At 64.1% G+C, this 22,414-nt stretch carries 24 protein-coding genes; 21 read left to right on the top strand and 3 right to left on the bottom strand.

Annotated features, from left to right (window positions below):
• The first annotated feature begins 141 nt into the window (after positions 1 to 141).
• Together B0G71_RS22170 and B0G71_RS22165 are read left to right on the top strand one after the other, a co-directional pair.
• The gene (locus B0G71_RS22170; RefSeq protein ID WP_116148769.1) at positions 142 to 768 is read left to right on the top strand and encodes a glutathione S-transferase family protein; all 627 of its coding nucleotides are present in this window, start codon (positions 142 to 144) and stop codon (positions 766 to 768) included.
• A 140-nt stretch (positions 769 to 908) separates the two neighbouring features.
• Positions 909 to 1,472 (top strand): Fur family transcriptional regulator, encoded by a 564-nt coding sequence (locus tag B0G71_RS22165; RefSeq protein ID WP_106280665.1) that lies wholly within the window; start codon positions 909 to 911, stop codon positions 1,470 to 1,472.
• A 146-nt stretch (positions 1,473 to 1,618) separates the two neighbouring features.
• Here B0G71_RS22165 and B0G71_RS22160 read toward each other — a convergent pair whose 3' ends face one another.
• Positions 1,619 to 2,131 carry a response regulator gene (locus B0G71_RS22160; RefSeq protein ID WP_106280663.1) on the bottom strand — a complete coding sequence of 171 codons (513 nt, stop codon included), beginning with the start codon at positions 2,129 to 2,131 and terminating at the stop codon, positions 1,619 to 1,621.
• Positions 2,132 to 2,611: 480 nt separating this feature from the next.
• Between B0G71_RS22160 and B0G71_RS22155 the strand changes: the two genes are divergently transcribed.
• The gene (locus tag B0G71_RS22155; protein WP_116148767.1) at positions 2,612 to 3,331 is read left to right on the top strand and encodes a ribonuclease activity regulator RraA; all 720 of its coding nucleotides are present in this window, start codon (positions 2,612 to 2,614) and stop codon (positions 3,329 to 3,331) included.
• Positions 3,332 to 3,424: 93 nt separating this feature from the next.
• Here the strand turns inward: B0G71_RS22155 and B0G71_RS22150 are convergent, their stop codons facing one another.
• Positions 3,425 to 4,219 carry a TetR/AcrR family transcriptional regulator gene (locus B0G71_RS22150; protein WP_116144173.1) on the bottom strand — a complete coding sequence of 265 codons (795 nt, stop codon included), beginning with the start codon at positions 4,217 to 4,219 and terminating at the stop codon, positions 3,425 to 3,427.
• 74 nt (positions 4,220 to 4,293) lie between these two features.
• On the opposite strand from B0G71_RS22150, the gene B0G71_RS22145 reads away from it, so the two are divergent.
• The 14 genes from B0G71_RS22145 (at position 4,294) to B0G71_RS22080 (ending at position 19,279) form a co-directional block, all read left to right on the top strand.
• Positions 4,294 to 5,829, top strand: coding sequence for an MDR family MFS transporter (locus B0G71_RS22145; protein WP_116144171.1), 1,536 nt, complete (start codon positions 4,294 to 4,296; stop codon positions 5,827 to 5,829).
• A gap of 388 nt (positions 5,830 to 6,217) precedes the next feature.
• Positions 6,218 to 7,489, top strand: a complete 1,272-nt coding sequence (locus tag B0G71_RS22140) for a hypothetical protein (protein ID WP_116144169.1) — start codon at positions 6,218 to 6,220, stop codon at positions 7,487 to 7,489.
• Positions 7,490 to 7,682: 193 nt separating this feature from the next.
• Positions 7,683 to 8,759 carry a TAXI family TRAP transporter solute-binding subunit gene (locus tag B0G71_RS22135; RefSeq protein WP_116144167.1) on the top strand — a complete coding sequence of 359 codons (1,077 nt, stop codon included), beginning with the start codon at positions 7,683 to 7,685 and terminating at the stop codon, positions 8,757 to 8,759.
• Between the two features lie 187 nt (positions 8,760 to 8,946).
• A complete protein-coding gene (locus tag B0G71_RS22130; protein WP_116144165.1) occupies positions 8,947 to 9,834 on the top strand; it encodes a DMT family transporter in 888 nt (295 codons plus the stop codon).
• Positions 9,835 to 9,938: 104 nt separating this feature from the next.
• Positions 9,939 to 10,835 carry a sap1 transcriptional regulator SapR gene (sapR, locus tag B0G71_RS22125; protein ID WP_116144163.1) on the top strand — a complete coding sequence of 299 codons (897 nt, stop codon included), beginning with the start codon at positions 9,939 to 9,941 and terminating at the stop codon, positions 10,833 to 10,835.
• A gap of 22 nt (positions 10,836 to 10,857) precedes the next feature.
• On the top strand, positions 10,858 to 11,421 hold the full coding sequence (ddpX, locus tag B0G71_RS22120) for a D-alanyl-D-alanine dipeptidase (RefSeq protein WP_116144161.1): 564 nt from the start codon (positions 10,858 to 10,860) through the stop codon (positions 11,419 to 11,421).
• A 55-nt stretch (positions 11,422 to 11,476) separates the two neighbouring features.
• Complete coding sequence (locus B0G71_RS22115; RefSeq protein ID WP_116144159.1) at positions 11,477 to 11,737, top strand: hypothetical protein; 261 nt, start codon at positions 11,477 to 11,479, stop codon at positions 11,735 to 11,737.
• 137 nt (positions 11,738 to 11,874) lie between these two features.
• Positions 11,875 to 12,468, top strand: a complete 594-nt coding sequence (locus tag B0G71_RS22110; RefSeq protein WP_116148766.1) for a GNAT family N-acetyltransferase — start codon at positions 11,875 to 11,877, stop codon at positions 12,466 to 12,468.
• Between the two features lie 23 nt (positions 12,469 to 12,491).
• On the top strand, positions 12,492 to 13,349 hold the full coding sequence (locus B0G71_RS22105) for a MerR family transcriptional regulator (protein ID WP_116144157.1): 858 nt from the start codon (positions 12,492 to 12,494) through the stop codon (positions 13,347 to 13,349).
• Positions 13,350 to 13,668: 319 nt separating this feature from the next.
• Positions 13,669 to 14,664 carry a sulfonate ABC transporter substrate-binding protein gene (locus B0G71_RS22100; protein WP_116144155.1) on the top strand — a complete coding sequence of 332 codons (996 nt, stop codon included), beginning with the start codon at positions 13,669 to 13,671 and terminating at the stop codon, positions 14,662 to 14,664.
• Positions 14,665 to 14,787: 123 nt separating this feature from the next.
• Complete coding sequence (locus tag B0G71_RS22095) at positions 14,788 to 16,389, top strand: NAD(P)/FAD-dependent oxidoreductase (RefSeq protein ID WP_116144153.1); 1,602 nt, start codon at positions 14,788 to 14,790, stop codon at positions 16,387 to 16,389.
• Positions 16,390 to 16,450: 61 nt separating this feature from the next.
• Positions 16,451 to 17,359, top strand: coding sequence for an SDR family oxidoreductase (locus B0G71_RS22090; RefSeq protein WP_116144151.1), 909 nt, complete (start codon positions 16,451 to 16,453; stop codon positions 17,357 to 17,359).
• Positions 17,360 to 17,441: 82 nt separating this feature from the next.
• Complete coding sequence (locus tag B0G71_RS22085; protein WP_116144149.1) at positions 17,442 to 18,323, top strand: metal-dependent hydrolase; 882 nt, start codon at positions 17,442 to 17,444, stop codon at positions 18,321 to 18,323.
• Positions 18,320 to 19,279, top strand: a complete 960-nt coding sequence (locus B0G71_RS22080) for an alpha/beta fold hydrolase (RefSeq protein WP_116144147.1) — start codon at positions 18,320 to 18,322, stop codon at positions 19,277 to 19,279. Before B0G71_RS22085 ends, B0G71_RS22080 begins: the two co-directional genes overlap by 4 nt.
• Here the strand turns inward: B0G71_RS22080 and B0G71_RS22075 are convergent.
• Positions 19,254 to 19,808 carry a putative glycolipid-binding domain-containing protein gene (locus B0G71_RS22075; RefSeq protein WP_116144145.1) on the bottom strand — a complete coding sequence of 185 codons (555 nt, stop codon included), beginning with the start codon at positions 19,806 to 19,808 and terminating at the stop codon, positions 19,254 to 19,256. The genes B0G71_RS22080 and B0G71_RS22075 overlap by 26 nt on opposite strands.
• Before the next feature lie 258 nt (positions 19,809 to 20,066).
• Here B0G71_RS22075 and B0G71_RS22070 point away from each other — a divergent pair, with 258 nt between their 5' ends.
• The 4 genes from B0G71_RS22070 to B0G71_RS22055 all read left to right on the top strand — a co-directional run bounded on the left by B0G71_RS22070 (position 20,067) and on the right by B0G71_RS22055 (position 22,402).
• Positions 20,067 to 21,011 (top strand): urea transporter, encoded by a 945-nt coding sequence (locus B0G71_RS22070; protein ID WP_116144143.1) that lies wholly within the window; start codon positions 20,067 to 20,069, stop codon positions 21,009 to 21,011.
• Between the two features lie 81 nt (positions 21,012 to 21,092).
• The gene (locus B0G71_RS22065; RefSeq protein WP_116144141.1) at positions 21,093 to 21,869 is read left to right on the top strand and encodes a class II aldolase/adducin family protein; all 777 of its coding nucleotides are present in this window, start codon (positions 21,093 to 21,095) and stop codon (positions 21,867 to 21,869) included.
• A gap of 52 nt (positions 21,870 to 21,921) precedes the next feature.
• A complete protein-coding gene (locus B0G71_RS22060; RefSeq protein ID WP_116144139.1) occupies positions 21,922 to 22,107 on the top strand; it encodes a 4-oxalocrotonate tautomerase in 186 nt (61 codons plus the stop codon).
• A 112-nt stretch (positions 22,108 to 22,219) separates the two neighbouring features.
• Positions 22,220 to 22,402, top strand: a complete 183-nt coding sequence (locus B0G71_RS22055) for a hypothetical protein (RefSeq protein ID WP_116144137.1) — start codon at positions 22,220 to 22,222, stop codon at positions 22,400 to 22,402.
• The last annotated feature ends 12 nt before the right edge of the window (positions 22,403 to 22,414 follow it).

Here is a 22,414-nt window from a genome sequence, read left to right as displayed (position 1 = left end):
GTTTTCGGACGTGCCTGCCGCCATGTTTATGCGGGCGCTTGCGGCGCTGCGGCGAGCAAGATCGCGCTCATCGTGTATCGTTACCGGTTGAACGCCGCGCGATGGGCGCGGCTTGCCAACGTAAAAACAAGGATTTGCCGGATGATTACGATCTGGGGACGCGCCAACTCGGTCAACGTCCAGAAAGTGTTGTGGTGCTGCGATGAGCTGGTGCTGCCGTATAACCGTGTCGACGCCGGCCTGCAATTCGGCCGTAACAACGAAGCCGACTATCTCGCGATGAACCCGACGGGCAAGATCCCAACGCTGGTCGACGACGACTTCGTGCTGTGGGAATCGAACTCGATCCTGCGCTATCTGGTGCTGCAATACGGCGAAGGCAGCCTGCTGTATCCGTCGGAGCCGAAAGCGCGCGCCAGCATCGACCGCTGGCTGGACTGGTCGTTGTCCACGCTGCAGCCCGCCGAACGCCCGGTGTTCTGGGCGCTCGTGCGTACGCCCGCCGCCGCGCGCGACGCCACCAAACTCGCCACCGACTTCGACGCCGTCACCGCGCTGTGGCGCATGCTGGACACGCATTTGCAAGGGCGCTTCTTCCTCGAAGGGGAGAAGTTCACGCTGGCCGACATTGTGATCGGCGCCTACGCCAAACGCTGGTTCGGACTCGACGGCGTGGCGCGTCCGCCGCTGCCGAATCTCGAACGCTGGTATTCGCGTATTGCGACGCGCACGGGGTTCAAGAAGTACGTCGACTTCGCTTTGACCTGATCCGTCAGTTCGCGCGTGGTCCGTGGTCCGTGCCCTGGCCACGCGCCCGACTGTCTAATCATGCCGCGTATGACCAGGGCGGGCAGCCGCTCGAATCGCGCGCCGCTACAGCGAGACGCGATGCCCTTTATAATCGACGCATGAAGACCGCCAAGCCCGCCGCGACCGCCGACAAAGCCGCCTCCGCTCACTCGGATGAGCCGGGGCACACACACGGTGTTTCGCAGGAAGCCGCGCTGACACTCGCGGAAGAATATTGCCGCGAACGCGGCGAAAAACTCACCCCGATCCGCCGTAAAGTACTCGAATTGCTGCTGAATTCCGGGCGCGCCACCAAGGCGTATTCGCTGCTCGACGAGATGCGCCAGATCCATCCCGGCTCGGCTCCGCCCACGGTGTACCGGGCGTTGGATTTTCTGCTCTCGGCTGGGCTCGTGCATCGAATCGAATCGATCAACGCCTTCACCGTCTGCCACGATCTGACGCAATGCCAGCACGGCATCCTGGTGGTGTGCCAGCAGTGCGGCAACGTCACCGAATTGCATCAGCCGAAACTGCGCCAGGCGCTAGTCGCGCAAATCGAAGACTCGGGCTACCGTCTCGCGAGCGATGAAATCGAGTTGAAGGGTTTGTGTTCCGCGTGCCAGGCGTTGGAAGCCGCGGCGTCGAGCAAGGATTCGGCAACGCCTGTTGCCGTCAAGTAACAGCGTCAACGTTTGGCGACGGTCGCGAACCGCACTCCACGCGGCTTTGCCGTCAAGCCAGGCATCTGAAGAATCTGAAGATACGGCGTTTCGCGACGCGGCTGTCGAGCCGCGCCGCGAATTCATTCGCTCGATCGAAGCCTGATTCAGCCCGCTGCGCGAGCGTCAATTGCATCGTGCAGCAGCGTCACGAGATCTTCGGGCAAAGCAGGCTTGGTCATGAAATGCTGGAAGCCCTCGCCGATGCTGCGCAAGCGGTAAGCGTCGTCAGTGTGGCCAGTAAGCGCCACCGCAACCGATGGCGGGTGGTCGCCGCGAATCTCGTGGTCGCGCAAGCGCTGGATCAGATAGAAACCGTCCATGGCAGGCAGTTCCAGATCGCACACCACGGCGTCGGGCAACAATCGCAGTGCCGCCTCCACGCCCTCTTCCGCATCCGCCACAGCGACGACATGCGCGCCTTCTGCTTCGAGTAATAAGGTCAACGATTCCCGGCTGTCCGGGTCGTCTTCTACGAGCACGATCGTGGCCTGATCGAGTCTCAATGCTCCGTTCATTTTCCGTTGTTGCTCAAAAAAACCGGTTAGGCCGTCCGACTTGGCCAACGTTTCGCCCTGCTGCTTGCCGCCGATGTGCGCGGCTGCGCTATTGCTATTCATGGTTCCGACTCGATTTCATGCGCGGAGTTGCAACCAGGCCCAAGATTGTAAAGCATGGCCCAGGCGCCAACGCGCGCGCACAGTAACGCGCCAAAATTGCACGCCGATGAAAAACCGGCCCTCGGTGCCACAGTCACGGCTCTCCGATGCCGACCCGATTCGCCGTGGCGGCCCGCGCAAACCCCGTTCGCACGGCCTCTCCCGCCCAACGTCTCTTTTCCCATTCCTGTTCTTGTGCGATGCCGGCAACCTGGTTGATGCCGCCTGCATGCACATCCACACCACCTGCAGCACGTTGCGTGCCTCGCCGGCCCCGGCGGGCGACGAAAGTCTCACGGCGCGCAGATTGGCTTGCCGGCTGCTTGGGGCGCTATCATCGTGTGGGCGCAGACCGTGCCGAACTTTGCGCCGCCACGTCGCCGCGCGGCATGCGGTCGCCGTGCCCCGTTTGCGCTTCCAACCTTGAGGCCGCCCGACACCATGTCCGATCTCGACTCCGCCACGCTCGAAGCACTCCGTCAGGTCAGCACTGCCACGCTGACGACTCAATTATTCAAACGCGGCCTGCGCAATACATTCATGCGCGGCGTCGCGCCGCTCGCCGTGCATAGCGGCGCGAATCTGGTCGGGCCGGCGTTCACGCTGCGCAACATTCCGTCGCGTGAAGACATCGACGTGCTCGAGCTGTTTGCCGATCCCGAGTACGCGCAGCGCAAGTGTGTCGAAACGATTCCGGCCGGCCATGTGCTGGTGCAGGATTGTCGCGGCGAACGCGGCAGTGCGTCATTCGGTTCGATCCTGACGCAACGCTTGCAGGTTCGCGGCGTGGCGGGCATGGTGTCCGACGGCCCGGTACGGGACAGCACGACGATCGCGGCGCTCGGCATACCGGTGTTCTGCGCGGGGGCGAGCGCGCCGCCCAACCTGATTCGCCATCACGCGGTCGATATCAATGTGCCGATCGGCTGCGGCGGTGTCGCGGTGTTTCCGGGCGACGTGATTGTCGGCGATGCGGATGGTGTGGTGGTGATCCCGCTGAAGATGGCGGCAGAGGTCGCGCAGGCCGCCGCGGAACAGGAGCAACTCGAAGCATTTCTAACCGAGCGGATTCGTGACGGCGCCGCGCTGCCCGGCACTTACCCGCCGAACGAAGCGACCAAAGCCGCTTATGAGGCGTGGAAGCGGAAACGGCAAGCATGAGACGACTTGGCGTAGCGATGGGTGATGGATGATGGATGATGGTCTATCGCACCCCGCGCGGCGCGGGTAGGGTTCAGAAAGCGTCGCCGGCCGTCAGCCGGCCTTCTTCGGACCGATACCTTGCACCAGCAAAGCCACGGCATGCCGCGCGATTTCCGCTCCGCCAATATTGCGGCGAAGCGGGTCGTTACACCACAGCTTCGACGTGGCAAGCGGCAAAATCGTCAGCCCCAGTAACGTGACAAAGACGAGCGCGGGTTCCAGCCCCGCGTTCAGCCGCCCTTCCTTCTGCCACCGGGCAATAGCCGACAGCGACGCCTTCTGGTGCGCGTTGCCGAAGCGCTCGTGCATGCGCTGGCGCAACAGGCCGCCGTCGCTGATTACTTCGCGCACCCACAGCGACGGAAACCACGGATGCTCGTCCGCCGCCTGCACCAGCCGCTGCGCGAGTTGCGTGATGGCCGCGACCGGATCGTCGGGATTTTCCTGGAACGGCACGCCGAGCCCCGCCCGCAACGGCGCGAAACGTTCGTCGATCAACACGTCGAGCAGTTGATCGCGCGTCTTGAAGTAGTAATGCATCATGGCCGGCGTGAAACCGGCTTCGCGGGCAATTTCCCCGAGCGTGGTATCGACGATGCCCTGCCGCGCGAACAGCGCGAGCGCGGCGTCGAGCAGACGGCTGCGCTGCTCCGGTCCGCGCGCCGCGCCGGGAGGCCTGCCCGGACGCCGTGCCGGCGCGGCGGCCGCCTCTGCTTGCACCGACGAAACGCTCGCCTGGGTTTCGACACCCCGACCGGGCGCGGAACGCCGCTTGCGAACCTTCGCAGCAGCCGTATCAGGCGGCGCGCTTTTCACGCTTCGATCGTCGGACGGAATCCTTGCCATTGCATTCAATTTGACTGGTGACGCGATGTCGCATATATTAATCTCTGAATTAATTAATTTCAACCCGCGATGCCATGGACCAATCGACCACGACACAACCCGCTGAATTGACGCAGCCCTATGCGCAGGCAACCGCGCCCGCAGTTGATCATCCGCCGATCCGCCTGCTGTTTCCGGCGCTGCTGCTGGTCATGCTGCTCGCCGCGCTCGATCAGACAATCGTTTCCACGGCGCTGCCGACTATCGTCGGCGACCTGGGCGGCCTGAACAATCTCTCATGGGTGGTGACGGCCTACCTGCTCAGCTCGACCATCGTCGTGCCACTGTATGGCAAATTCGGCGATCTGTTCGGCCGCAAGATCGTCTTGCAGACGGCGATCATCGTGTTCCTGGTCGGCTCCGCGTTGTGCGGCGTCGCGCAGGACATGACGCAGCTCATCGTGCTCCGCGCGCTGCAAGGTCTCGGCGGCGGCGGTTTGCTGGTGGTCACGATGGCCGCCATCGCCGACGTGATTCCGCCGGCCGAACGCGGCCGCTATCAGGGCGTGTTCGGCGGCGTGTTCGGCCTTGCAACCGTGATCGGACCGCTGCTCGGCGGCTTTCTCGTCGAGCATCTCTCGTGGCGCTGGATCTTCTACATCAATTTGCCGCTCGGCATCATCTCGCTCGTCGTGATCGGCGCGGTCTTCAGGCCGCACGTTCGCCATGTGAAACACACCATCGACTACATGGGCGCCGCATTTCTCGCCGGCGCCCTCACCTGCATCATCCTGTTCACGAGCCAGGGCGGCACGATCCTGCCGTGGTCGTCGCCGCAACTCTGGTTCACGCTGGGCATGGGACTGGTGGCGATCTGGGGTTTCATTCACGAAGAACGCAGCGCGGTCGAACCGATCATGCCGCTCGAACTCTTCAGGCAACGCACGTTTTTGCTGAGCAGCCTGATCGGTTTCATCATCGGCGTATCGTTGTTCGGCTCGGTGACGTTCCTGCCGTTGTATTTGCAAGTGGTCAAAGGCTCGACGCCAACGGAAGCCGGCATGCAGATGCTGCCGATGATGGGCGGCCTGTTCCTGATGTCGATGGTGACCGGCCGGGTGATCAGCAAGATCGGCAAGTACCGCATGTTCCCGATCGCGGGCACGTTGCTCGTCGCGGTGGCGATGTTGCTGCTCGCCCGCCTGCAGATCAGCACGCCGATTCATGTGATGTATATCGACATGGGCATTCTCGGCTGCGGGCTTGGCATGGTGATGCAGGTGCTAATTCTCGCGGTGCAGAATACCGTCGAGTTCAAGCATATGGGCGTGGCGACTTCCGGCGCGACACTGTTCCGCTCGATCGGTGGATCGATCGGGGTCGCCGCCTTCGGCGCGGTGTTTTCCAACGGCCTCGCCGCGCGCCTCGAAAAGCTGATCCCACCCGACACCGAGCTGCCGCACGCGCTCGGCCCCGCCGCGATCCATTCACTGCCGCAAGCATTGCGCGACGATTATCTGCAAGCATTCGCGGGCGCGTTGCACACGGTGTACCTTTCGGCTGCGTGCGTGGTGGTGCTGGCCTTTGCGCTCGCATGGCTGCTGAAGGATCATCCACTGCGCAAACATTGACTGTTTTTCCGCTTGCTTCAGGCGCTTGCTTCAGGCGCTTGATGCATGCGCTTAATGACGAGGCCGGACGCCGTGCGCGCCGGCCTCGTTCTGTTTTCGCGCGCCGTCGATTCGTGTGAAAAAACCCCCGCGCCTGTTCGTCCTGCCGATGTAGCGGCTATTTCGTCCTACCTAACAATGTTCGCTGGCGCACATAAGATAGGTAGCAACGGCGATTGACGTTCCGATTGAAACCCCACATATTGCAATCAGCGGCAGCGCAAGCGTGGGCTGGCCGCCCAAGACTCTCCGGCGCATGTGGATCGTGATTCCCGCGGACCTGGCTGCCGCTTCAACATGATCCGGAACATGCCGTAATGGCATCGTTTTCCAAAGGTGGGTCCACAGCATGTCCACCCAGACACTACTCGGTCACAGTTTTCCGACGCCTTGCAAGCGGTGTGGCGGCGCGCTGTACCGGCAAGTCGACTATTGCCCCTATTGCGGCGAGGTGCATCCGCTCGATGCAGGTCCGCACAAGCGCACCGTGATTCCCGGCAGCCGCGCCAGCGCCATGAACAAAGCAGCGCAAAAAAACAGCCTCGACCCGGCGACAGTCGATGAAACCGACCCCACGACGCGTGTCGCGTTCATGGACGACCCGGTCCGAGCCGAAGCAGTGATGCCTGCGTCAGCACTCGTTTCAACGGACAGACCGATCGCGCCTCTTCCCGCCATGCCCTATGCGGAGGGTCGCGGTGCAATCTCGTTGCGTAAGATGCTTTATGCGATCGGGGCAGTTGGCGTAATCGGCCTGGCGTATGTCGGATATGCGCTATTCAGTGGGCGCGATGTGTCGAGCGGGAATAACGACCAGTCCGCCGAGAGCGAAACTGCTCAGGATGCCAGAACGACGACCGGCACGATCGCACTGTATTCGCCGACCCAGGCGGCCAACCCGTCTGCCGCCGCGGGCAAACCCGCCACGTCCGTCAATCCCGCGAAGCCGGTGCAAGCGATACAAGCGATGCCGGCAACGCCCGTCGCGCCGGCGGTGACCGCCGTGCCCGCCAAGCCCGCGCCGCAGTTCCGCGATGCAGCGCAAGCCGTGCAGGCGGCGCGTCTCGCCTCCCGCGCCAACGATCTCTCTTCAGCGCAAGCCGCGCTTGGCGTGGCGCAGACGATGCAACCGGGCAATTCCGACGTCGAAGACCTCGCGACAGAATTGAAGCCGCTGACCGCCCGCCGCGACGCCGCCTTGCAAGCCGCGCAAACTTGCGCCGCGCAGCAGTCGTGGCCCTGCGCACGCCAGTACGCCAACGAGGCGCTCGCGATCGACACCGGCAGCGATACGGCGAAGTCCATACTTGAACGCGTGATTCGCGAGACCGGCTGGGCGCCGCTCAATCCGCGTGGCGCGGCCGGCGCGCCGTCACAAGGCAAACCGTCGGCGCCAGCGCGAGCCGCTCCGTCGTCACAGCAGGTGGTTCAATCGCAAACTCCACTGTCCAAAGGTCTGCCGCCGAACAGCGAAGTGATAGTGACCGCCCCGCGCTCCACCACCGCGACGCCCGACGGCAATAGCGTCGAGGCGCGGGAACGCGCCATCAAGGACTCCGGCTGGAAACGTCCGGCGACGAATGCCGCGAAGCCCTCCGCGGGTGGTTCACCCGGCCAGTGACAGATAGTTTGGATACCGAATCGTATAACTAATCTGCTCGGGAATCGCGCGTATCGGCGCCTTTGGTTTGAGAGGTAACAGACGGACGTGGCAGGCGCGGCACATAGAACATGACATGGCAATCCGGCTCACTGGTGCTTCGTGCGCGTCGACGCGCGAAGTCATACGAACCTGACCGATAGGTAGAGAGACCATGCTGAAGAGACTTCTCATGGGATGGCTGGGGCTGGCGTTGATGGTCGTGTCTTCACTGGCCTGCGCGGAGCCGGCGCATTACAAGATCGTCACCGGACCGGAACGGGGCACGTATATCCAGATCGGCCAGGATCTGTCGAAATGGGTTGCGCAGCCGGCGGGCATCGACCTGGAAGTGATGGCGTCGAAGGGCTCGGCTGAAAACGTGCAACGCATGCGCTTCGAGCCAGGCGTGAAACTGGCGCTCGTGCAATCCGACGTGTATCAGGCTTACATCGACATGGCCAACGCCGGCAACGCCGACGCCGGCACGGCGATCCGGCCGCTGCGGCTCATCATGCCGCTTTACGACGAGGAAATTAACGTCGTGGTGCGCGCGGACTCGCCCCTGAAAACTCTCGCCGATATCAAGGACAAAAGCATTAGCGTCGGCCTGATTGGCAGCGGAACCGCGCAATCGGCCACGACGCTGTATCACCTGATGTTCGGTCAGGCGATACCCGAGCAGAACATCCAGCATCTCAGCAACGAAGATGCACTGGCCGCGTTGATCGTGAAGAAAGTGGATGTCGCGATCATCGTGGTCGGACAGCCGGCCAAGCTGTTCAACGATATGAATCCCGACCTGTTGCAGCAGATCCGTCTTCTGAAGGCCGATCCGGCCGCACCGGAAACCAGCCGCGCCAAACAAACCTATTTCCCCACGACGATCCGCGCGACCAGCTATCCGACCTGGCTCAAGGAAGATGTGCCCGCGCTGACCGTCAAGGCGTTTCTCGTCACCTACGATTATGGCCTGCGCGACACGGTCGGCAATCTCAACCACTTTGCCGACTCGCTCTGCGCCAACTTCGACAATCTCCAGGAGCATGGGCATCCGAAATGGAAGCAGGTGAAGCTGGAGTTGCCGCCGCTCGTGCGCGGGTGGAAATACTACTCGCCGGTTGAGAAACATCTGCGCGCGTGCCTCACGAACAAGAGCGCCGCGATGAACGCTGCGGCCGCCCTGCAGGGCACGCCGAAACCGCGTCCGACGTGTACGGATCAGGAGCGCTTGCTTTTGCTGTGCAAGTGAGTTCAGCGCATTGGCGAGGGAATGTTCAGCCGCGCACCCAACGTCCGCGTTCGACGTGACGCCGGCCCCACCGCTGTACCGCCCCATTCCTCGGTACAGTTTGGACGATTTGCACCGATCCGTACCTTACTGTCCATAGCCGGATAGCGGATGCTATCAATCCTCTTTCCCGCGCACGGACTCCCCGATGGACAAAACGACGAATGGCTGGCTGAGCGGCTTCATAGGGGTATTGATCTTCAGCGGCTCGCTGCCGGCCACGCGCGTCGCCGTGCAAGGCCTCGATCCGCTATTCCTGACGGTCGCCCGCGCGACGATCGCCGGCACGCTCGGTCTGCTGCTCCTGCTCGTATTCCGGCAGGCGCGGCCGTCCCGCCGCGATCTGATTCCGCTGGTGATCGTCGCACTTGGCGTGGTAATCGGCTTTCCGTTACTGACGGCGCTGGCACTGCGCCACGTGAGCGCGGCGCATGCCGTCGTGTTCGTCGGCCTCCTGCCGCTCGCCACGGCGATCTTCGGCGTGCTGCGCGGCGGCGAGCGTCCACAGCCGGCGTTCTGGCTGTTCTCGGCGCTCGGCAGCGGCGCGGTGGTGGCGTTTGCCCTGCGTCACGGCCTTGACGCATCGCCGCTCGGCGACGCGCTGATGCTGGCCGCCATCGTCGCATGCGGGCTCGGCTACGCCGAAGGCGCGCGCCTGTCGCGCCACCTCGGCGGCTGGCAGGTGATCTCGTGGGCGCTCGTGCTGTCGTTGCCCCTCATGCTGCCGCTCGCGGTGTGGACACGGCCCGCCTCGCTCGACGGCGTCAGTCAGGCGTCGCTCTGGGGTCTCGCCTATGTGTCGCTCTTCAGCATGTTGATCGGCTTCGTGTTCTGGTATCGCGGCCTCGCGCTCGGCGGCATCGCGGGCGTCGGGCAGTTGCAGTTGCTGCAGCCGTTCTTCGGCTTGCTGCTCGCGGGACTGCTGCTGCACGAGCAGGTACCGCCCGCGATGATCCTGGTTACCGTCGTCGTGGTGGGCTGCGTGGCGGGCGCGCGGCACTTCTCGCGGGCGGCGCCGGCGCAGCCGGCTGTCTGATGCGTGCCCGGCATCGACTTTCGAGAACCCGCGCGGCGCGGGCGACCGGTCGAGTATGTCATCATTCCACGTTCGACTAACCACCACCCAGCGCCGCGACTACGATGCCGACCGCTTTTGCTCAAACCGTCGAAGCCCGCTTTGCCGAACTCACGCCCACTTCCAAGCGCGTCGCCAGCTACATGCTGGCCAATCTCGACCGGCTCGGCCTCGAAACCGCCGACCAGATCGCCCAGCAAGCCGGCACGAGCGGCATATCGGTCGGCCGTTTCCTGCGCAGCGTCGGCTATCAGAATCTCGACGACCTGAAGCGCGAACTGCGCGGCGCTCAGGAGCGTCCGTGGCTGATCACGGACCGGCTCGATGCGTTCCGCCGCGCCGCCGGTCAGCACGACGGCACCACGCCGGACGTTAGTTCGCCTGCCGAGCCCAACCCCGCGCTCGCCCATTCGCTCGAACTCGAAATCGGCGCGATCCAGCACGTTTACCAACTCGCGCAATCGCCGGTGTTCGCGCACGTGGCCGAGCGCATCTCGAACGCAGATGCCGTCTACATTCTCGGCATTCAGTCCACGCGCGGCATCAGCAACGCGTTCTACAGCTACCTCGAATACATCCGTCCGCGCGTGTTCTATTCAGACGGCATGTCGGGCTCGTACGTCGATTCGCTGAACGCCGGCTTCGAATCGCCGTATCTGATCGTCACCGACACACGCGCCTACTCGAAGGTCGCGCGACGCTATTGCGAAGCCGCCACGCGCCGCGGCTTGCCCTTCGCGCTCGTTACCGATATTTACTGTCCGTGGGCGCGCGAATTCGACGGCGACCTGCTGCAGGTGAAAACCGACGTCGGCCAGTTCTGGGATTCACTCGCGCCGCTCACCTGCCTTTTCAATCTGCTGATCTCGGCGGTCGTCGAAAGACTCGGGCCGCGTATCGACGAACGTGTCGCGCGCAACCGGGAACTGCAAAGCGAATTCGATCAATTCGACGACCTCTGATGCACGCCACGTCCTTCGCCTCATGACCGACCATCGACTCATCGAAATCACGCCCGCCACGCATGGCGTGGATCTCGACCTCGTCTACGCCACTGCGCGCAACCTCACCGGGAAACCGATCTACCAGTCCGCGCATTGTCTTCTGCTCGAACCAGCGGAAGCGGCACTGCGCCGTGCGGTCGAACTCGCCCGCCAGATCGGCACGACACTACGCATTTTCGATGCATACCGGCCGCCGCAAGCGCAGCAGGTGCTGTGGGATTTTCTGCCCGATCCGACCTACGTGGCGGACCCGACGCGCGGCTCGAACCATAGCCGCGGGACAGCGCTCGACCTGACATTGCTCGACCCGCACGGCGAAGAACTCGACATGGGCACCGGCTTCGACGCCATGACGATCGAATCGGAGCACTTTCATCCCGGCTTGCCGGAAGAGGTGCAGCGCAATCGCATGCTGTTGCTGGGCGTGATGCATGGCGCGGGCTTTACGCACGTCAAGAGTGAATGGTGGCATTACGAGTTGCCCGGTTCTCGCGCGTTGCCGCTGATCGACAACAGCGTGAGCGGGCCGCTTCGCCTGATGTGACGATCGATCGTCAGGAAAACAGGTATCCTCACCGGCTCGTTCAGAAGGAGGATCCATGAAGTTTTCAATGTGCCTGGCGGTTGCCGCCCTGACGGTTTCTGTCGGCGCGTATGCCCAGACCGCGCAAACCTTCCGCTTCGGCGAGGGCCAAGGCTCGCTGCCGTCCGGTCATGCACAGGCGCAGCAGGCGCCGGCTCCGCAGCCATCCGCCGAACAGCACGCGCCGACGACCGAGGCCAAGCCGAAACATAAGGTGAGGCATAAACGGCATCATCGTGGGTACGTGACGCAGCCCGATACGTACTCGCATAGCTAAGCGGTACCAGGCGCGTGGGCGTGGGGGTGTGTCACCATCGCCATACGTCGCGGCGATTTTTGGCTCGCTTCAAATTCGCGCGCGCGGCGGGCATAGTCAAGCGTATCCGCCGATTGATCGCCACGACAGGACCACGTATGAGCATCACCCGCACCACGCCCGCCACTTCGGGATCAGCGTCCGCAACCGCCCCGCTGATCCGCGACGCCACCGAAGCCGATCTTCCGGCGATCCAGGCGATCTACGCCCACCACGTGCTGACCGGCGTCGCCTCGTTCGAAGAAACCCCGCCCTCCGTCGACGATCTGCGCACGCGGCTCGCGTCGGTACGCAGCCACGGGCTGCCGTACATGGTGGCGGAGATCGACGGCGAAGTCGCCGGCTATTGCTACGCGACGCCTTATCGGCCGCGCGCCGCGTATCGCAGCACCATCGAAGACTCCATCTATGTGAACGACGCCTATCGAGGCCGCGGTCTGGGGCGCGTGCTGCTCCAGGCGCTGATCGACCGCTGCGAAACCGGACCATGGCGTCAGATGGTCGCCGTGATCGCGGACGGCGGCAGCGGCGGTTCGTTGTCGCTGCATACGCAGTTGGGTTTCGAATTGACAGGCACGCTGAAGGCGGTGGGCTTCAAACACGGCCGCTGGCTCGACACGACGCTGATGCAGCGCGCACTCGGCAAGGGTGATTCGAGCGTGCCGGACGACGTGTCGGCAGGACGCGACTGAAGCGCCGCGCTAGAATCCTTCCCATGCCCAACACCCCGCCTCCTGTCCCACCGTTGTCCGCCGACGCGCACGAAGCGGCCGGCGCTACGCCGCGCAACGAATACACCGTCGACGAACTCGCGCGCGTTACCGACACCACCGTGCGCAATGTGCGCGCCTATCAGGATCGAGGCCTGCTCGCGCCGCCGGAAAAACGCGGCCGCGTCGGCGTGTACGACGACACGCACGCTTCGCGTCTGAAGCTGATCAACCATCTGCTCGCGCGCGGCTATACGCTCGCGAACATCCAGGACCTGATCATGGCCGTCGACGAAGGCCACGACCTGCGCTCAATCCTCGGCCTGGAAACGGCGATCGGCGGCCGCTGGTCGCGCGAGCGGCCGAAAAAATACTCGCTGCTCGAACTGCTGCACATGTTCGGCGACAAGGCTTCGCCGAGCGCGCTCGGCAAGGCGGTCGACCTCGGTCTGCTGGAGCGCGACGGTCTCTCGTTCGTGTCGGGCAGCCCGACGGCGCTGGCCGCCGGCGCGACCATGGCGAAGGAAGGCATTCCGCTTGCCGACCTGCTCGACGCCGTAGGCATCGCGCGGCCGCATTTCAACGCGGTCGCTAAAGCGCTCGTCGATCTGGTGGTCCGCCAACTGGACCGCTACGACGCCGACGCGCTGCCGCCGCCCGCCGACGTGCCGGCTCTCGTCGACGCGATCTGGCGCCTGCGGCCGCTCGCGATGGTGCTGGTGGAAAGCGAAATGAACCGGGCGCTGGAAGAAGCCTCGGGCGATTACCTCGGCGACCGTGTCGCGGCGATCATGGAAAAGAAACTGGGGCATCCTGCGGAAGGCGCTGCGAGCACGACAAAGAAGCACAAAACAAAGAAGTAGTCTGCACGCGCGGTCTCGCTCTCGCCTTCGCGTCCACCTGCGCCCGCGTACTAGCCTTCGCCTTCACTCGACTTATACGCACGCCCGCTTGCGCGTGCTAGCTGGACACACCGGGACCGCGCATGTTCCGCCCCGTGTCATATTCAAATCTGCATTGCTTCGTTTGAACGGCGCTCGCTCCATGCGACGATTTCCGAACGTCGCCGCAACGCGTTTTCTGCCGCGTTCGCGAGCCCGCGCCAAGCTTTTAGCGGACCGAACGATGCCTGCAGACAACCCGCGGCGGCCACACCAATCGAACGCCATGGAGATTCGCAGGATGGTCCGTCACGCCCGTTATTCGCTTCAACTCGCCGCCGCCTTGCTCGCGGCCTTCACCACCTTGAACGCCACCGCGCAGACCGGCGGCAACGGCAGCGTGCCGGCCAAGGTACTGCGCATCGGCTATCAGAAATCAGGCCTGCTCGCGATTCTCAAGGCGCAAGGCTCGCTCGACGAAAAACTCAAACCGCTCGGCTACAGCATCAAGTGGTTCGAATTCCCCGCTGGACCGCAGCTGCTCGAAGCGTTGAACGCGAACAGCATCGACTTCGGCTACACGGGCGCGCCGCCGCCGGTGTTTGCTCAAGCCGCCGGCGTGCGCTTCGTGTACGTCGGCGCCGAGCCTTCGGGACGCCACGCCGAGGCGATCCTCGTCAAAGGCGACTCGCCGCTGCATAGCGCGGCCGATCTGAAAGGCAAACGCGTCGCACTGCAAAAAGGCTCGAGCTCCAACTATCTGATACTCGAAGCGCTCAAGAAAGCAGGCATGCGCTACGAGGATATTCGCCCGGTGTATCTGCCCCCCGCCGACGCGCGCGCCGCCTTCGAAAGCGGCAGCGTCGATGCATGGGTGATCTGGGATCCGTACTACGCGTCCGCGCAGCAGGCGTTGAAAGCGCGCACGCTGGCCGACTACACCGAACTCAACGCCCCGTACAACTTCTATGAAGCGACGCGCGACTTCGCGCAGCAGCATCCCGACGTGATCGGCGCGATTCTCGGACAATTGCGCACCGCCGGGCTGTGGGTCAACGCGCACCCGGTGGAAACCGCCGCACTGATCGCGCCGAAGGTCGGTCTCGATCAGAAGCTGGTCGAAACATGGGTGCGCCGCTATCCGTATGGCACCACCGCCGTCACGGACGAGATCGTGCGTTCGCAGCAGATCGTCGCCGATGCGTTCTACGGCGCCAATCTGATCCCGGCGAAGATCATCGTCAAAGACAGCGTCTGGCAAAACCACGAAATCACGTCGGCGCTGGCCGCAAAGTAGCCCGGCGGCTGGTCTCCGCGCCTAGAGGCGGGCGTCTAACCGCCGGCTTGCGTCATCCGTTACCAGCCTCTATTGTTACATCAACCAATGTAACAGTTAAGAAGGTAAAAGGAGACGGATCGGATGAACGCACGCACGATGCCCCACGACGCCGCGGCGCCCGAAGCGTCAGCGCCTATCGAGACCGACATCGCCATCATCGGGACCGGATTCGCGGGCCTCGGCATGGCAATCCGCCTGCGCCAGTCCGGCGTCACGGACTTCATGGTCGCCGAAAAGGCCAATTCGGTCGGCGGCACGTGGCGCGACAACCATTACCCCGGTTGCGCGTGCGACGTCCAATCCCACGTCTACTCGTTCTCCTTTGCCCCGAATCCGCGCTGGACCCGCATGTTCGCGCGCCAGCCGGAAATCCGCGCTTACCTCGAAGACTGCACGCAGCGCTTCGGCGTCGAGCGGCATCTGCGTTTCGGCCATGAACTGGCCAGCGCGATCTACGACGAAGCGCGCCACCGCTGGCAACTGACCTTTGCGAACGGCCGGCAATGGTCGGCGCGCGTGCTGATTTCGGCTATGGGCGGCCTGTCGCGCGCGGCCGTGCCGAACATTCCCGGCCTCGAAAAATTCAGGGGCAAGACCTTCCACTCGCAGCAGTGGGATCACAGCTATTCGCTCGAAGGCAAACGCGTCGCCGTGATCGGCACGGGTGCGAGCGCGATCCAGTTCGTTCCGCAGATCGCGCCGCGCGTCGCGCATCTCGACCTGTTCCAGCGCACGCCGCCGTGGATCATGCCGAAGGCCGACCGTGCCGTCAGACCGCTGGAGCAATGGCTGTTCAAACACCTGCCGTTCACGCAGAAGATCATGCGCTCGGCACTCTACTGCATGCTCGAATCGCGCGCCTTGGGTTTCGCGATTCATCCGTCGCTGATGAAAACCGCGCAGAAAGCCGCGGAGCGGCATCTGCGCCGTCAGGTGCGCGATCCGCAATTGCGCGCCGCGCTCACGCCCAATTACACAATGGGCTGCAAGCGCGTGCTGATTTCGAACGACTACTTCCCCGCCCTGTCGCGCCAGAACGTTTCGGTGACGACCACCGGCATCGCGCGCATCGAGAAAGACGCCGTTGTCACCACCGACGGCGCGCGTCATCGCGCCGACTGCCTGATCTTCGGCACCGGTTTCCAGGTGGCCGACCCGTTTCCGCGCGGCGTGGTGCGCGGGCGCGGCGGCGTCGATATCGTCGATACGTGGCGCGACGGCGCGCATGCTTACCTTGGTACGACATTGCCTGGTTATCCAAACTTCTTCATGGTGGTTGGACCGAACACGGGTCTCGGCCACAACTCGATGGTGTTCATGATCGAGTCGCAGGTCGAGTACATCCTGCGCGCGCTGAAGACGATGCATGCTGAACGCGCCGACGCCATCGAAGTACGTCCGCAAGTGGAGCGCGCGTACAACGAGCAGATCCAGCAGAAGCTCGGCCGCGCGATCTGGTCCACGGGTGGCTGCAAGAGCTGGTATCTCGATCCGTCGACCGGCAAGAACACGACGCTGTGGCCGGGATTTGCCTACAAATTCCGCCAGGCCACCAGCACCTTCAGCATGGCCGATTACCTCGCGTATTCGCCCGCACCGCATGTGGCGAGCGTGCCGCCGGGTTCACCGCACGGCACGCATGCTCATGGCGGCGCTGCTTCAGCGCCTGTGGAAGCAGCCTGACGACACATAAAGACAACGACAACGAAAAAGGCACCGTTCAGGGAGAACCGGAGATAAACCAATGAAAAACTTTACCGACAAAGTCGCCGCGATCACCGGCGCAGGCTCGGGCATGGGCCGCTCGCTCGCGATTCAACTAGCGCGCGAAGGCTGCCACCTCGCGCTCGCCGACCGCAATGCCGCGAGCCTCGCCGAAACCGCACAGCTTGCGCAGGCCGCGGCACCGCGGGTCGTCGGTTCGCCGTTGCGCATCACCACCCGCGTGCTCGATGTTGCCGAGCGCGCCGCGATGTTCGATTGGGCCGCCGAAACGGCCGCGCAGCATCAGGGCGTCAATCTCGTGTTCAACAACGCGGGCGTTGCGCTGTCGAGCACGATCGAAGGGATGGATTACACGGATCTGGAGTGGATCGTCGGTATCAACTTCTGGGGCGTGGTGCACGGCACGAAAGCGTTTCTGCCGTACATCAAGGCCTCCGGTGACGGCCATATTGTCAATACGTCGAGCGTGTTCGGGTTGTTTTCGCAGCCCGGCATGAGCGGGTACAACGCGACCAAATTCGCCGTGCGCGGCTTTACCGAAGCGCTGCGCCAGGAACTCGACCTGATGAAATGCGGCGTCTCGGCGACCTGCGTGCATCCGGGCGGCATCCGCACGAGCATCGCGCAATCGAGCCGCATCGCGACAAACATGGTCGGCTTCATGCTGGAAACCGAACAGCAAGGCAAGGACGACTTCGAAAAGTTTTTCATCACCAGCGCCGACGAAGCCGCGCGCGTGATTCTCGACGGCGTGCGCAGAAACAAGCGGCGTGTGCTGATCGGACGCGACGCGCGAGCCGCCGACTGGCTGGCGCGCACGCTGCCGGCCGCCTATCAGGCACTCGTGGTGATGCAAACGCGCCGCATGAAACGCATCGCCGAGAAACGCGCGCGGCGCGCCGCTCAGATGGACGGCAAGCGCGCCTGATGCGCCGGACTTCTTTGCCGGGCGCCACGTACGTCATTCGATCACGATCAGCAATTCATCGAGAATCACAAGGAGAAAGGCCATGATGCCGATTCGCCGCGACCTCCGTTTCAATCTGCCGCCTGCACGTGCCTGCGATTGGCACGTGCAGGGCTCGCATGTGACACACTTCTTCAACGCGCTTTCGCTGCTGTTTCCGGCCGGCGAGCGTTTTTTCATGGACAGCGTGCGCAACTACCGCGATCAGATCGACGACCCTGTGCTGAAGAAGCAGGTGCTCGGCTTCATCGGCCAGGAAGCCATGCATACGCGCGAGCATGTCGAATACAACGATCTGCTGCAGGCAGCCGGCCTGCCCGCGCACAAGCTCGACAAACGGCTGTGGGCGATTCTCAACTTCGGCCGCAAAGTCCTGCCGCATTCTTACCAGCTCGCCGTCACCGTCTGCCTCGAACACTACACGGCGATGCTGGCCGGCCTGCTGCTGGAAGACGCGTCGCGCATCGGCGGTTCGGTGGAAGGCTATACGCAGATGTGGACCTGGCATGCGCTCGAGGAAACCGAGCACAAGTCCGTTTCCTACGACGTATGGAACGCCGTGCTCAAACCCGGGCTCGGCCGCTATCTGCTGCGCACCGGCACCATGCTCGCCACGACGCTGACGTTCTGGCTGATCGTGTTCGACTACCACGTGCGGTTGCTCATCGCCGACCGCAAACGCGGCGGTCATCTACGCGGCATGTGGCGCGTCGTGAAGTATCTGTATGGCCCGCGTCATGGTGTGTTTCCGCGCATCGCAGGCGAATGGCTGAGTTTTTTCCGGCCCGGCTTCCATCCGTGGGATCACGACAACCGTGTGCAACTGGCCCGCATCGAGGGTCTCGTCGCCGCGGTCGATGCCGCCAATGCGCTCACGCCGAGCGCGCGCAAGGCCGCGCGGCGCGGTGTGCAGGCGGCCGCGTGATACGCGACACGCTGTCGGTCGAGGCCGGCGACGTGCGGCTCACGGTGTACGTGAGCGGACCGCGCGACGCGCCGCCAATCGTGCTGGTGCACGGTTATCCCGACTCGGCCGCCGTGTGGGAACCGGTGCGCGCGCATCTGGACACGCGCTACCGTGTGATTGCCTACGACGTGCGCGGCGCCGGCGCCTCCGAAGCGCCGGCCACGCGCCACGCGTACCGGCTCGAACGCCTCGCCGCCGACCTTGCGGCGGTCGCCCACGCAACCTGCGGCGCGCGGCCGTTCCACCTCGTCGGCCACGACTGGGGCTCGATTCAAAGCTGGGAAGCGGTGACCGACCCGGCGTTCAAAGGCCGCATTGCTTCGTACACGTCGATCTCAGGGCCGTGTCTCGATCACGCGTCTTCCGGCTTACGCGGCGAGAGCGAGCGCGACGGCGCCGCTCGAGCCGTACAGCCGACAACGAAACGCCCGTTCGGCAGCGGCGTCCGGCAAACGCTCAAGTCCTGGTACATTTTCTTCTTTCATTTGCCATGGTTGCCCGAACTCGTGTGGCGCGTAGGCGCCGCACGCCTGTGGCCGTTGTGGCTGCGCGTGACGGAACACGTGCGTCCCACGCCCGATCCGGCGCGGCTGCGCAACGCGCTCAACGGCCTGAATCTGTACCGCGCCAATTTCATCGACAAGCTGCTGCGCCCGCGCGCGCGTCATGCTCACGCGCCGGTGCAATTCATCGTGCCGCTGCGTGACCGCTACGTCGGCCCGGCGCTCTCGCTTGGGCTGGAGGGCTGGCTTGGCGCGTATGAGCGCAATGAGATCGATGCCGGCCATTGGGTCGTGCTGCGCGAACCCGAACGGATCGCGGCAAGTATCGAACGCTTCGTGGAGCGGCATCGCGGGGACCATGGCGGCTGGGCCGCGCCGTCTACACTCAACGCCCGCGCGGCAGGCGTGTGAAGAGCGTCGGATAATCGATCACGAGGCCGTCGTCGTCGACCTTCATATCTGCCGTGAAGTTGCGGAAGATGCCCTCGTAGCGATACTCGCGATGCGACTCGATGCATGAGTACGCCTGTTCGACACGGGTAACGTGCAAATCGGGCGTCGATATATACGCCACCGAAATGGGTTGACGCTCGCCTTCGGCCAGTTGCAAGCGACGGATTGGCAGCGTGTTGGTGAACGGCGTGGCGGCAATGTCAATGTCGACGCAGCCCTCGATCGCGCTCAGCGCGAGGCCGTGTCCATCGTGCCAATGGCCGGCGCCATCGCCATGCAACTCCAGCTCGCCGCCGCCGACGATCTTCAGCCACGCGTAGTGTGTGCGCCAGTGCGAGTCGCAGCGCACCTTGTAATGCAGGCCATACGACTTTCCGTAACGCTGACCGACCACGACGCTTTCCACCGCGAAGCCGTCCTCGTGCGCGTCGAACGCCAGATGTTCGATGCCGTCGCCCTCTTCCGATGCCCACCGTAATTCACGCATCTGCCTGCCTCCTCTTTGGACGGCGCGACCGGGTTCTGCCGGGCCGCGCCGGGTTCTTCATATCGTAGCGCGAAAACTTTCGTTTCGGCGACGCATGGTATGGCGAGCAGGTATCGCAAATAGCCACTATCAACGCACGCGATGCCCAGCGCGGCGTGGCTGGCCTATGCTCGCGGTTCGCAGTCCTCCGACCCCGACGCGCGCCCGACGCCCGGACAGCGGAATTGCGCAACATTGAAGACACACTGCCTTCCCATCATGCACCCCGTCGCTACCGAAGCTCGATCCGCCGCCTTGCGCACGTTGTTGCGCAGCCTCGGCCAGATCGTGCTGCAACCGAACGCCTTCACTGGCGCGTGCCTGCTCGCCGCATGGCTGCTCTACGACCCGCGCCTCGCCTGCGCGGCGCTGATGGGCGCGGTCGCGGCCAATGTGAGCGCGGTATTGGCCGGCTACCGCGAGGACGATACGCGCGCCGGGCTGCACGGTTTCAACGGCGCGCTGGCGGGGCTGGCCGCCTTCAACTTCATCGCCGACAATGCGACAGCGGGCGCGGTGGCGATTCTCGCCGCCACCTGCACGGCGTGGCTGTTAGCGCCGTGGTCGCGCTGGCTGCGTGAGCGCGGACTGGGGTTTTTCTCGAGCCCGTGCCTGATCGTCACGTGGCTTTGGCTGCCGATGATCACCGTCAATGCGCCGCCGGTCACCGCAAGCCCGGCGCACGTGACGAGCGTGACGCAATGGGGCGGCGGCTTGCTCGCCGGTTTCGCGCAAACCGGTTTTGCGTCGGACGCGTTGCCCGGTTTGCTCGTGTTGCTCGGGATTGCGGCGGCGTCGCGCAGGCATGCGCTGCGGGCGCTGATCGGCGCGGCGCTCGCCAGCGCCGCGCACCTGCTGCCCGGCGCAACGATGGCGTCGTTCGACTCCGGCCTGTTAGGATTCAACGGCGTGCTGACCGCGCTCGCGCTAGCGGACTGCCGCCTCGTCACGATGCTCGGCGGCGTGGCCTTGTCGAGCGTGCTGCAAGCGGCGGCGGCATACTTCGGCTGGCCGGTCATGACCGCGCCCTTCGTCCTCGCGACGTGGAGCGTGCAGTGGCTCACACAGCGCCCGGCGCATGGCGTGGCCACCGTCGAACCAGCACAACCTGTGGACACCACACGCCGCGCGACGACACCGGTTCCGGCCAGGAGCGCGAGCTAGTCAGGCCACGAAGTCTCGCCAAGCGCCACGCGCACGCACGCGTTGTGGCGATCGAGCAATTTCCGGATTCAGGAGACTGATATGTCGTTCACTCACACCCCTGCCGGCCACGTCGCGGAGACAGGGCCATTGTCCGACGCGGAGCGCCAGACCCGCGTCGACCTGGCCGCAGCCTACCGGCTCGTGGCGCTCAACGATTGGGACGATCTGATCTACACGCATATCTCGGCAAGTGTTCCGGGCGAGCCCGGCCACTTTCTGATCAACCCGTTCGGCCTCGCCTTCGATGAAGTGCGCGCCTCGAATCTCGTGAAGATCGATATCGCGGGTAACGTTGTCGGCGCGAGCGAACATGCGGTGAATGCGACCGGCTTCGCGCTGCACGCGGCGGTCCACGCGGCACGCGCCGACGCTTTCTGCGTGATGCATCTGCACAATACGGCGGGCGTGGCGGTCTCCGCGCAGCCGGCCGGCCTGCTGCCCGCCTCGCAACACGCGCTGCGCTTTTACGGCCAACTCGCGTACCACGATTACGAAGGCCTCGCGTTTTCGCCGGCGGAAGGCGAGCGCCTCGTCGCGCATCTCGCCGACAAGCCCGCCATGCTGTTGCGCAATCACGGCACGCTGACCACGGGCCGCACGGTTGCCGAAGCCTATGTGCTGATGGCAACGCTGCTCAAGGCGTGCGAGATCCAGTTACAGGCCCAGGCGTGCGGCGCGCAACTCGTGGTGCCGGGCGATGCGGTCGCCGCACGCACGGCGGAACAACTGTACGATGGCGGCGCCATTGAGGGTGCGCTCGAATGGCCCGCCTTGCTGCGCAAACTCGACCGCCTCGATACCAGCTATCGTGATTGAAATTGCGCCGCGCTCATTTCAACCCCACTCTCATGCTTAACGGAGTCACACCATGCCCACGTTTCATATCGAACTCTTCGAAGGCCGCTCGGTGGAACAGAAACGCCAGTTCGTCGAAGCCATCACCAGGGCGACATGCGAGTCGCTAGGAGTCGAACCGAACTCGGTGGATATTATTCTGACCGACGTGAAACGCGAAAACTGGGCAACGGCCGGGCGTTTGTGGTCCGACGCGTGAGCGCGTGAAACGCGCGGCTTGCCTGCCTGCGGCCGCTGCTCGAAGCGGCCTTTTGTAGGCGATCGCCGCCGAACTGAATACAACGGAAATGGCGCGAGCGGCGTCGCGAAGCATGCGCGCTGCCACCATGGCGATGCTGAAAACGGCTGCGGACGCGAAGATTGCCGATTTGGCGGTGATAACGTTTATCTGGCTGATCGCGCTAATCGGGCCGGCTCGCGCAATGCTCGAGGACCGGGTGCCAGAGATGCTGCGCGCCTTGCGCGCGCAGCTGGTGATGCTCGGCGAAGCGTAATTTAAACGCGTC

This window comes from Paraburkholderia sp. BL27I4N3, from assembly GCF_003386115.1.
GTDB lineage: Bacteria > Pseudomonadota > Gammaproteobacteria > Burkholderiales > Burkholderiaceae > Paraburkholderia.
Note: the sequence above shows the minus strand (reverse complement) of the source record. Positions and strands in the feature narration are given on the sequence as shown.

What these genes read in the sequence shown, in the direction of transcription:
- B0G71_RS22170 (WP_116148769.1), top strand. Translation starts at nt 142, where the DNA reads ATGATTACGATCTGGGGACGCGCCAACTCGGTCAACGTCCAGAAAGTG.
- B0G71_RS22165 (WP_106280665.1), top strand. Translation starts at nt 909, where the DNA reads ATGAAGACCGCCAAGCCCGCCGCGACCGCCGACAAAGCCGCCTCCGCT.
- B0G71_RS22160 (WP_106280663.1), bottom strand. Translation starts at nt 2,131, where the DNA reads ATGAATAGCAATAGCGCAGCCGCGCACATCGGCGGCAAGCAGCAGGGC.
- B0G71_RS22155 (WP_116148767.1), top strand. Translation starts at nt 2,612, where the DNA reads ATGTCCGATCTCGACTCCGCCACGCTCGAAGCACTCCGTCAGGTCAGC.
- B0G71_RS22150 (WP_116144173.1), bottom strand. Translation starts at nt 4,219, where the DNA reads ATGGCAAGGATTCCGTCCGACGATCGAAGCGTGAAAAGCGCGCCGCCT.
- B0G71_RS22145 (WP_116144171.1), top strand. Translation starts at nt 4,294, where the DNA reads ATGGACCAATCGACCACGACACAACCCGCTGAATTGACGCAGCCCTAT.
- B0G71_RS22140 (WP_116144169.1), top strand. Translation starts at nt 6,218, where the DNA reads ATGTCCACCCAGACACTACTCGGTCACAGTTTTCCGACGCCTTGCAAG.
- B0G71_RS22135 (WP_116144167.1), top strand. Translation starts at nt 7,683, where the DNA reads ATGCTGAAGAGACTTCTCATGGGATGGCTGGGGCTGGCGTTGATGGTC.
- B0G71_RS22130 (WP_116144165.1), top strand. Translation starts at nt 8,947, where the DNA reads ATGGACAAAACGACGAATGGCTGGCTGAGCGGCTTCATAGGGGTATTG.
- sapR (WP_116144163.1), top strand. Translation starts at nt 9,939, where the DNA reads ATGCCGACCGCTTTTGCTCAAACCGTCGAAGCCCGCTTTGCCGAACTC.
- ddpX (WP_116144161.1), top strand. Translation starts at nt 10,858, where the DNA reads ATGACCGACCATCGACTCATCGAAATCACGCCCGCCACGCATGGCGTG.
- B0G71_RS22115 (WP_116144159.1), top strand. Translation starts at nt 11,477, where the DNA reads ATGAAGTTTTCAATGTGCCTGGCGGTTGCCGCCCTGACGGTTTCTGTC.
- B0G71_RS22110 (WP_116148766.1), top strand. Translation starts at nt 11,875, where the DNA reads ATGAGCATCACCCGCACCACGCCCGCCACTTCGGGATCAGCGTCCGCA.
- B0G71_RS22105 (WP_116144157.1), top strand. Translation starts at nt 12,492, where the DNA reads ATGCCCAACACCCCGCCTCCTGTCCCACCGTTGTCCGCCGACGCGCAC.
- B0G71_RS22100 (WP_116144155.1), top strand. Translation starts at nt 13,669, where the DNA reads ATGGTCCGTCACGCCCGTTATTCGCTTCAACTCGCCGCCGCCTTGCTC.
- B0G71_RS22095 (WP_116144153.1), top strand. Translation starts at nt 14,788, where the DNA reads ATGAACGCACGCACGATGCCCCACGACGCCGCGGCGCCCGAAGCGTCA.
- B0G71_RS22090 (WP_116144151.1), top strand. Translation starts at nt 16,451, where the DNA reads ATGAAAAACTTTACCGACAAAGTCGCCGCGATCACCGGCGCAGGCTCG.
- B0G71_RS22085 (WP_116144149.1), top strand. Translation starts at nt 17,442, where the DNA reads ATGATGCCGATTCGCCGCGACCTCCGTTTCAATCTGCCGCCTGCACGT.
- B0G71_RS22075 (WP_116144145.1), bottom strand. Translation starts at nt 19,808, where the DNA reads ATGCGTGAATTACGGTGGGCATCGGAAGAGGGCGACGGCATCGAACAT.
- B0G71_RS22070 (WP_116144143.1), top strand. Translation starts at nt 20,067, where the DNA reads ATGCACCCCGTCGCTACCGAAGCTCGATCCGCCGCCTTGCGCACGTTG.
- B0G71_RS22065 (WP_116144141.1), top strand. Translation starts at nt 21,093, where the DNA reads ATGTCGTTCACTCACACCCCTGCCGGCCACGTCGCGGAGACAGGGCCA.
- B0G71_RS22060 (WP_116144139.1), top strand. Translation starts at nt 21,922, where the DNA reads ATGCCCACGTTTCATATCGAACTCTTCGAAGGCCGCTCGGTGGAACAG.
- B0G71_RS22055 (WP_116144137.1), top strand. Translation starts at nt 22,220, where the DNA reads ATGCGCGCTGCCACCATGGCGATGCTGAAAACGGCTGCGGACGCGAAG.